The organism is Xanthomonas sp. SHU 166 (genome assembly GCF_000364685.1).
Taxonomy (GTDB): domain Bacteria; phylum Pseudomonadota; class Gammaproteobacteria; order Xanthomonadales; family Xanthomonadaceae; genus Xanthomonas_A; species Xanthomonas_A sontii.
Map to the genome: position 1 here is coordinate 1 of NZ_AQOJ01000877.1, position 7,688 is coordinate 7,688.

6 protein-coding genes and 1 pseudogene are annotated in these 7,688 nt (G+C 67.6%); 3 read left to right on the plus strand and 4 right to left on the minus strand.

From position 1 onward, the window contains the following. Both D180_RS23560 and D180_RS19935 read right to left on the minus strand, forming a co-directional pair. Positions 1–120, minus strand: a pseudogene (locus D180_RS23560) (glycosyl transferase); the annotation flags it as partial. Between the two features lie 10 nt (positions 121–130). Continuing rightward, positions 131–328, minus strand: coding sequence for a zinc-finger domain-containing protein (locus tag D180_RS19935; RefSeq protein WP_010344507.1), 198 nt, complete (start codon positions 326–328; stop codon positions 131–133). Between the two features lie 192 nt (positions 329–520). Between D180_RS19935 and D180_RS19940 the strand changes: the two genes are divergently transcribed. Then, positions 521–769, plus strand: a complete 249-nt coding sequence (locus D180_RS19940; RefSeq protein ID WP_255325562.1) for a helix-turn-helix transcriptional regulator — start codon at positions 521–523, stop codon at positions 767–769. Between the two features lie 464 nt (positions 770–1,233). Here the strand turns inward: D180_RS19940 and D180_RS19945 are convergent, their stop codons facing one another. Both D180_RS19945 and D180_RS19950 read right to left on the minus strand, forming a co-directional pair. After that, complete coding sequence (locus D180_RS19945; RefSeq protein WP_017910606.1) at positions 1,234–3,519, minus strand: NADP-dependent malic enzyme; 2,286 nt, start codon at positions 3,517–3,519, stop codon at positions 1,234–1,236. Positions 3,520–3,667: 148 nt separating this feature from the next. Then, positions 3,668–5,032 (minus strand): dicarboxylate/amino acid:cation symporter, encoded by a 1,365-nt coding sequence (locus D180_RS19950; RefSeq protein ID WP_026144702.1) that lies wholly within the window; start codon positions 5,030–5,032, stop codon positions 3,668–3,670. A 449-nt stretch (positions 5,033–5,481) separates the two neighbouring features. Here D180_RS19950 and D180_RS19955 point away from each other — a divergent pair, with 449 nt between their 5' ends. Both D180_RS19955 and D180_RS19960 read left to right on the plus strand, forming a co-directional pair. After that, entirely contained in the window at positions 5,482–6,654 is a 1,173-nt protein-coding gene (locus D180_RS19955) for a porin (RefSeq protein WP_017914157.1), read from the plus strand. A gap of 315 nt (positions 6,655–6,969) precedes the next feature. After that, positions 6,970–7,688, plus strand: a 719-nt coding sequence (locus D180_RS19960; protein WP_043091431.1) for a cache domain-containing protein, incomplete at its 3' end; no start/stop codon positions are given.

Consider the following 7,688-nt stretch of genomic DNA (forward strand, 5'->3'; position numbering starts at 1 on the left):
CGACACGACCACGGCGCGATGCCCGGCCTCGACCAGGGCCTGGGCGATTTCCAGGGTGGACCGCTCGACGCCGCCGGACTCCAGCGCCGGCAGCAGCTGCACCACGGTCAGGCGGTGCATCGAATCCGGATCAGTCGACCAGCACGAAGACCGCGCCGCAGTACGGGCACTTGGCTTCCAGGCCCGGCTCGTCCTCGATCGGCAGGTAGACCCGCGGATGCGAGTTCCACAGCGCCATTTCCGGGGTCGGGCAGCTCAGCGGCAGGTCGGCGCGGCGCACCTCGTAGCGCGTCTGGGCATTGGCGGGCGCGGTGGCGGTATGGCTCATGGCGGTGGGGACACGGCAGAAAGGGACAGGCGATTCTAGCAGCCCGTCCCGCCACGGGCGCGGTGCGCGGCGGCGGCCCCAGGCGGTCCTTTCACGCGCCTTTCCGGTTCGCTTGATACGGAACCAACGCGCCACTATGCTGGCATCACGCGGCGCCGACATGCCGCTATGAGGTGTCTCGTGGATATAGGTGTGCGTTTGATGCAGGCGCGGCGAAATGCCGGTTTCACACTGCGCGAGCTTGCCGCCTTGCTGGGCGTAGCGCATAGCACCCTGGGTCATTGGGAGAACAACCGTTCGGTCCCCAATGCCCGGCATTTGCTGAAGATCGCCGAACTTACCGGCGTCGATGCGTATGTGCTGCTGACCGGCAAGCCGTCCAAGCTGAACCAGACCGACAGCGACAGCCTGCCGTTGCCGGTAGGCAAGCGCATGGCCTGAGCGCGGCGCGGCGCCACTGGCGCCGTCCCCGTGCCCGGCTCGACCCCGCGCAGCCCAGGTGCCGGCTGCGCGTGAAGACGCGACTCGCACTGCGACATTCGCTGTCGCCCCGATATGAAACCGCTTCCAGCCCCGCCCTGTCGCTGATCTCGCCGCAATCCGGCGCAGCGGTTGCGGCACTCTTGCCGCTTCAGCGCCACTCCCTCACTGCTCCTGGCGCACCGCGGCCGCCTCCCCTGCCACTCATTCCGTCTGCGGCGACATCGCGCACTCAGGCACGCCCTCGTGCACGACTCGCACGTGAGGCGCGCGCAGCGCGCGAGCGGATCTCCTGAAGACATGAGGGTGGCAGCCGTGCTGCCAGCCGTGCCATGTGCGCACGCCCGAAGCGCCGCTTGAGCACATGCAGCCGCACCGGCACCGCAGTCATGCGGGCCGGTGCGGGCTGGAAGCCGCGTGGCGGCTTATTTTTCCGCTTCGAGCTGCTTGCGGATCTGCGCGTCGACCGCGGCGATCGCGGTCATGTTCATCACCCGGCGCGAAGTGGCGCTGGTGGTGAGGATGTGCACCGCCTTGGAAATACCCATCAGGATCGGGCCGATCGCCACGCCGTCGGTGAACACGCGCACCAGGTTGTAGGCGATGTTGGCCGCTTCCAGGTTCGGCAGCACGAACAGGTTGGCGCGGCCCTTCAGCGTGCTGTTGGGCATGATCTGCTTGCGCAGCGCCTCGTCCCACGCGGTATCGCCCTGCATCTCGCCGTCGATGTTGAGCTCGGGCTTGCGCTTGAGCAGCGCCTCGCGCACCTGGCGCATCTTCAGCGCGTCGCGCGAATCGTGGCTGCCGAAGTTGGAATGCGACAGCAGCGCGATGTTCGGCTCGATGCCGAACAGCTTCAGGCGATAGGCGGCCTGCAGCGTGGCTTCGACGATCTGCTCCACGCTGGGATCTTCCTGCACGTGGGTGTCGACGAAGAAGAACGCGCCCTGCTGGTTGATCACACCGGTCATCGCCGAGGTCGAACTGACCCGCGGCTCCAGCGGAATCACGCTGCGCGCGTAGCCGAGCTTCTTGTGGAAGCGGCCGACCACGCCGGTGAGCAGCGCATCGGCTTCGCCGCGCGCGACCATCACCGCGGCGATCAGCGTCGGCCGCGAGCGCATCAGTTCCTTGGCCGCGGTGACGGTGACGCCGCGGCGCTCGGTGAGCGCATGGTAGTACTGCCAGTAGTCGTTGAAGCGCGGATCGTCGTGGATGTTGGTGATCTCGAAATCCACGCCGGCGGTGATGCGCAGGCCCAGGCGCTGGATGCGCGCCTCGATCACGTCCGGGCGGCCGATCAGGATCGGGAACGCCAGGCCCTCGTCGATCACGCTCTGCACCGCGCGCAGCACCACTTCCTCTTCGCCCTCGGCATAGACCACGCGCTGCTTGTCGGCGCGGGCGCGGTCGTACACCGGCTTCATCATCAGGCTGGTGCGGTAGACGAACTGGCTGAGCTTGTCGCGGTAGGCGGCCATGTCGGCGATCGGCCGCGTGGCCACGCCCGAATCCATCGCCGCCTGCGCCACCGCCGAGGACAGCTCGACCAGCAGGCGCGGATCCAGCGGCCGCGGAATCAGGTAGTCGGGACCGAAGCTCGGCGTCTCGCCGCCGTAGGCCGCGCCGAGGTCGGAGGCCTCGCGCCGCGCCATCGCCGCGATCGCCTTGACGCAGGCGATCTTCATTTCCTCGTTGATGCCGGTGGCGCCGACGTCGATGGCGCCACGGAACAGGTAGGGGAAGCACAGCACGTTGTTGATCTGGTTCGGATAGTCCGAACGGCCGGTACCGATGATCGCGTCCGGACGCACCGCCTTGGCGGCCTCCGGCGTGATCTCCGGATTCGGATTGGCCAAGGCGAAGATCACCGGCTGCGGCGCCATCGTCGCCACCATCTCCGGCTTGAGGATGCCGGCGGCCGACAGGCCGAGGAAGATGTCCGCGCCCTCGACGATCTCGGCCAGGGTGCGCTTGTCGGTGTCGCGGGCGTAGCGCGCCTTGTCCGGGTCCAGATCGGTGCGGCCGGTGTGGATCACGCCGTCGCGGTCCAGGGCCAGGATGTTCTCCGGCTTCAGGCCCAGCGAGACCAGCATGTTGACGCAGGAGATGCCGGCCGCGCCCATGCCGGTGGTGGCCAGCTTGACCTCTTCGATCTTCTTGCCGGTGACCACCAGCGCGTTGAGCACGGCCGCGCCGACGATGATCGCGGTGCCGTGCTGATCGTCGTGGAACACCGGGATGTTCATGCGCTCGCGCAGCTTGCGCTCGACGATGAAGCACTCCGGCGCCTTGATGTCTTCCAGGTTGATGCCGCCGAAGGTCGGCTCGAGGCTGGCGATGATGTCGACCAGCTTGTCCGGGTCGTTCTCGTTGATCTCGATGTCGAACACGTCGATGCCGGCGAACTTCTGGAACAGCACGCCCTTGCCTTCCATCACCGGCTTGGATGCCAGCGGGCCGATGTTGCCCAGGCCCAGCACCGCGGTGCCGTTGCTGATCACCGCCACCAGGTTGCCGCGCGCGGTCAGTTCGCTGGCCTGTTTCGGATCGGCGACGATGGCCTCGCAGGCGAAGGCCACGCCCGGCGAATAGGCCAGGGAGAGATCGCGCTGGGTCAGCATGGGCTTGGTCGCGGAGACCTTGATCTTGCCCGGCGGCTGTTGGCGGTGATAGTCGAGGGCGGCCTGTTTGAAATCGTCGTTTGACATCGAGGGCTTCTTTTGTCGAAAGGCGCGGAGGCCCGGGATTCTACCCCCAGCCGCAGGAGCGGTCCTGTCTGGCGGCTGTCGCCACGGCCTTGGGGGCAGGAAAAAAGCAACGCGCCGGCAAGGCCGGCGCGTCGTGTGGTGCAAGGGATCAGCGCGTGGCGAGCGGTTCGGCCGCCACCGCCGGCAGCGGCACGGCCTCGCCATCCAGCGCCAGGCGCAGACGGTCGCGATCCAGCGCATTCTCCCAGCGCGAGACCACCACGGTGGCTACCGCATTGCCCATGAAGTTGGTCAGCGAGCGGCACTCGCTCATGAAGCGGTCCACGCCCAGGATCAACGCCATGCCGGCCACCGGCACTTCCGGCACCACCGCCAGCGTCGCCGCCAGGGTGATGAAGCCGGCGCCGGTCACGCCGGCCGCGCCCTTGGAGCTGAGCATCGCCACCAGCAGCAGCGTGATCTGATGGCCCAGAGTGAGTTCGGTGTTGGTGGCCTGCGCGATGAACAGCGCCGCGAGCGTCATGTAGATGTTGGTGCCGTCGAGGTTGAACGAGTAACCGGTGGGCACCACCAGGCCGACCACCGACTTCTCGCACCCGGCGCGCTCCATCTTCTCCATCAGCGACGGCAGCGCCGATTCGGACGAGGACGTGCCCAGCACCAGCAACAGTTCCGTCTTGAGGTAGCGGATCAGCTTGAAGATCGAGAAGCCGCACAGATAGGCGACGGCGCCGAGGATCACCACCACGAACAGCAGCGAGGTGACGTAAAACGAACCGACCAGCCAGGCCAACTGCACCAGCGAGTGCAGGCCGTGCTCGCCGATGGTGTAGGCGATCGCGCCCAGCGCGCCGATCGGCGCGGCCTTCATCAGGATGTGCACCAGCTTGAACACCGGCGCGATCAAGGCCTCCAGGAAGTTCAGGACCGGCTTGCCGCGCTCGCCGACCATGGCCAGCGACACGCCGAACAGCACGGCGACGAACAGCACCTGCAGCACGTTGGTCCCGACCAGCTTGCCGTTGACCACCTGGTCGCCGGTGAACGCGCCGAGCAGCGAATTGGGGATGATGTCCATCAGGAAGCCGACCAGGGTCAGGTCGTGCGACTTCTGCACGTAGCTGGCGACCTTGCTCTGGTCCAGCTTGGCCAGGTTGACGTCCATGCCCGCGCCGGGCTGCACCACGTGCGCGACGATCATCCCCACCACCAGCGCCAGGGTGGAGAAGAACAGGAAGTACACCATCGCCTTGCCGAACACCCGGCCCACCGTCTTCAGGTGCGTCATGCCGGCGATGCCGGTGACGATGGTCAGGAAGATCACCGGCGCGATGATCATCTTCACCAGCTTGATGAAGGCATCGGCCAGCGGCTTGAGCTGCGTGGCGAACTGCGGCTCCAGATGGCCGAGCACGGCACCGATGACGATGGCCACCAGCACCTGGACGTAGGTATGCCGGTAGAACGGCACCGGCCGCGGCGCAGGGCTGGCCGGGGAAGTTGAGATATGCATCGAAGGCGCTCCGGGACGGTCCGCCCACCCGACGCGGGTCGCGGAATGCTGCCTTTGTACGCGTCGCCAGCGTCTAAGCAGATAACCTATTGGTACTAGGCCCGGCGCCGCGCCGTGTCGACGCGGTTACAGTGGCGCGGCAGGCTCACGGAAGGGCTGACGCAACGCCGCACGCAGACGCCGCCCCTCGCGGCCGATGGCGGCGTGGCCGCCATCGCAGCGCACGTCTTCAGGGGGAGACGGCGTCGCAGGACTGCAACATCGCCGTAAAGAACGGCCGGGCGCGTCCGCTATTGCATGCAGGGGGCATCGCGTCCGGCACCGTGTCCGCATCGCAGCGGCCTCGCCTTTCGCGTGCGGTCCACCACCGCACTGCCCGCGCCATCCATGGCACCACCAGCCCGGCCGGGGACTGCCGCGCCTTCATTCCTTACCGAGACGACTCCATCATGCGCCACACTCTCCTCTTCGCTGCGCTGGGCCTGACCGCCGCCGCTCCCGCGGTCGCCGCCAACGGTTTCGACGACTGGCCGACCAAGGTCGCCTTCAACGACGGCACCGAACTGGCCGTGACCGGCAACTACGCCTACGACTGGAACAACTTCTCCAACGACGACGGTCGCCTGGAGGACGACAACGCGTTCCGGCGCAAGGAGTTCGGCGCCACGTTGAAGAAGAAGGGCGTGTACGACGCGATGGTGTACTTCGACTTCCAGTCCAAGCTGTGGCTGGACGTGTTCTTCCGCTTCGAGACCAAGGCCCTGTTCGGCGCCGACTACGGCAAGGTGCGCCTGGGCTACATCAAGGTGCCGGTGGGCCTGGAAGGCGTGACCAGCTCGCGCGCAGACAGCTTCATGGAAGTGGCGCTGCCGGTGCAGGCCATCTACCAGGGCCGTCGCACCGGCGTGGAGTGGACCTTCGAGCGTCCGCAATACCTGCTGCAGGCCGGCGCCTACGGCGGCAAGGACCTGCAGGGCGACAACCCCGGTACCACCCAGGCGGTGCGCGGCGTGTGGACCCCGTTCAAGGCCGACGGCGATGTGCTGCACCTGGGCCTGGCGTACTCGCAGGAGAATCCGCGCGGCTACCACAACGGCCTGGACGTGAGCTTCAGCCCGCGCGCGCGCTTCCGTGCGCGTCCGGAAGCCGGCCTGACCGACGTGCGCCTCATCGATTCGGGCACGCTGGTCGACGTCGACCAGGTGCGCCGCACCGGCCTGGAGGCGATCTGGATCAAGGGACCGTTCTCGATGCAGGGCGAGGCGCTGCGCGCCGACGTGACCCGCGACAACGGCCGCCCCGACTACACCGCCGACGGCCAGTACGTGTTCGCCAGCTACGTGCTGACCGGCGAATCGCGGCCGTACAGCGCCGGCAACGTCGGCAACATCAAGCCGGCCAACGCCTATGGCGCGGTCGAGCTGCTGACGCGCTACAGCCGCCTGGACCTGGACGACGGCACGGTGCTCGGCGGCCGCCAGCACGACTGGACCTTCGGCGCCAACTGGTACCTGACCAGCCACTTCAAGTTCCAGGTCAACTACGTGCGCGCCGATGCCGAACGCGCCGGCGTGCACGTCAAGCCGAACTCGCTGGACGTCCGCGCCCAGGTCCAGTTCTGAGCCAACGCACGCCGGCCGATCCGAGGCGATCGGCCGGCGTGCACCCCGCTGCGCCAGCCGCAAAGGTGCGCAGCGAGCCGCAGGAGGGGCGTCGGCGATGCCAAGGCCCCTTGGGTGATGCGGCCTCCGCGCCCACAGCGTGTTCGCGGCACATCCGCAAGACGACACCGGCGACGTTCCCTGATGCGATCGCCGGTGCACCTGCCGGCGGTTTCGGCTTGTTGGCGCTCCGCGACGCCAGCCATCTCCGCCGCATGCCGCAAACGGCAGCGCACCCTCTAAGCTGATGCGGTCCCGGTCACCGCGTTCTTCCGCATGCCCTCGCTCCTGCGCCATCGTCGCCTGATCCTGCTGCTGGTCGTCATCGTCGGCGGCATGGTGCTGGCGATGCTGTCGGCGAAGCACGTCGCCGAACAGCGCGCGCTGCGCGCCGAGAGCGTGCAACTGCGGCAACAGCTGGAGCTGTATGCGCAGACCCTGCAGCAGCGCATCGACCGCTACCGTACCCTGCCGCAGGTGCTGGCGCTGGATCCGGAACTGCGCGACGCCCTGACCCATCCGCTGGACGCAGCCACGCAGCAGCAGTTGAACCTGAAGCTGGAGCGCGCCAACGACGTCACCCGCTCCTCGACTCTGACCCTGATCGATGCCAACGGCGTGGCCCTGGCCGCCAGCAACTGGCGCCTGGCAAGCAGCAACGTCGGCGCCGACTACAGCTTCCGCCCCTACGTGAAACAGGCTCTGGCGCAGGGCAAGGGCCGCTTCTACGGCATCGGCATGACCACCGGCGTGCCCGGCTACTTCCTCTCGCAGGCGATCCTCGACGCGCATGGACGCCCGCTCGGAGTGATCGTGATCAAGATCGAACTGGCCGCGCTGGAGCACGAATGGCTGCGCGTGCCCGACGTGGTGCTGGTCAGCGACAGCCATGGCGTGGTGTTCCTGTCCAGCCGCGACGTCTGGCGCTATCGCCAACTGCAACCGCTCAGCGCGCGCGAGCGCGACGAACTGCTGGCCACCCGCCAGTACGCGCA

Excerpts from the sequence above, each read along its gene's own strand:
- D180_RS19935 (WP_010344507.1), bottom strand. The coding sequence starts at position 328 with ATGAGCCATACCGCCACCGCGCCCGCCAATGCCCAGACGCGCTACGAG.
- D180_RS19945 (WP_017910606.1), bottom strand. The coding sequence starts at position 3,519 with ATGTCAAACGACGATTTCAAACAGGCCGCCCTCGACTATCACCGCCAA.
- D180_RS19950 (WP_026144702.1), bottom strand. The coding sequence starts at position 5,032 with ATGCATATCTCAACTTCCCCGGCCAGCCCTGCGCCGCGGCCGGTGCCG.
- D180_RS19955 (WP_017914157.1), top strand. The coding sequence starts at position 5,482 with ATGCGCCACACTCTCCTCTTCGCTGCGCTGGGCCTGACCGCCGCCGCT.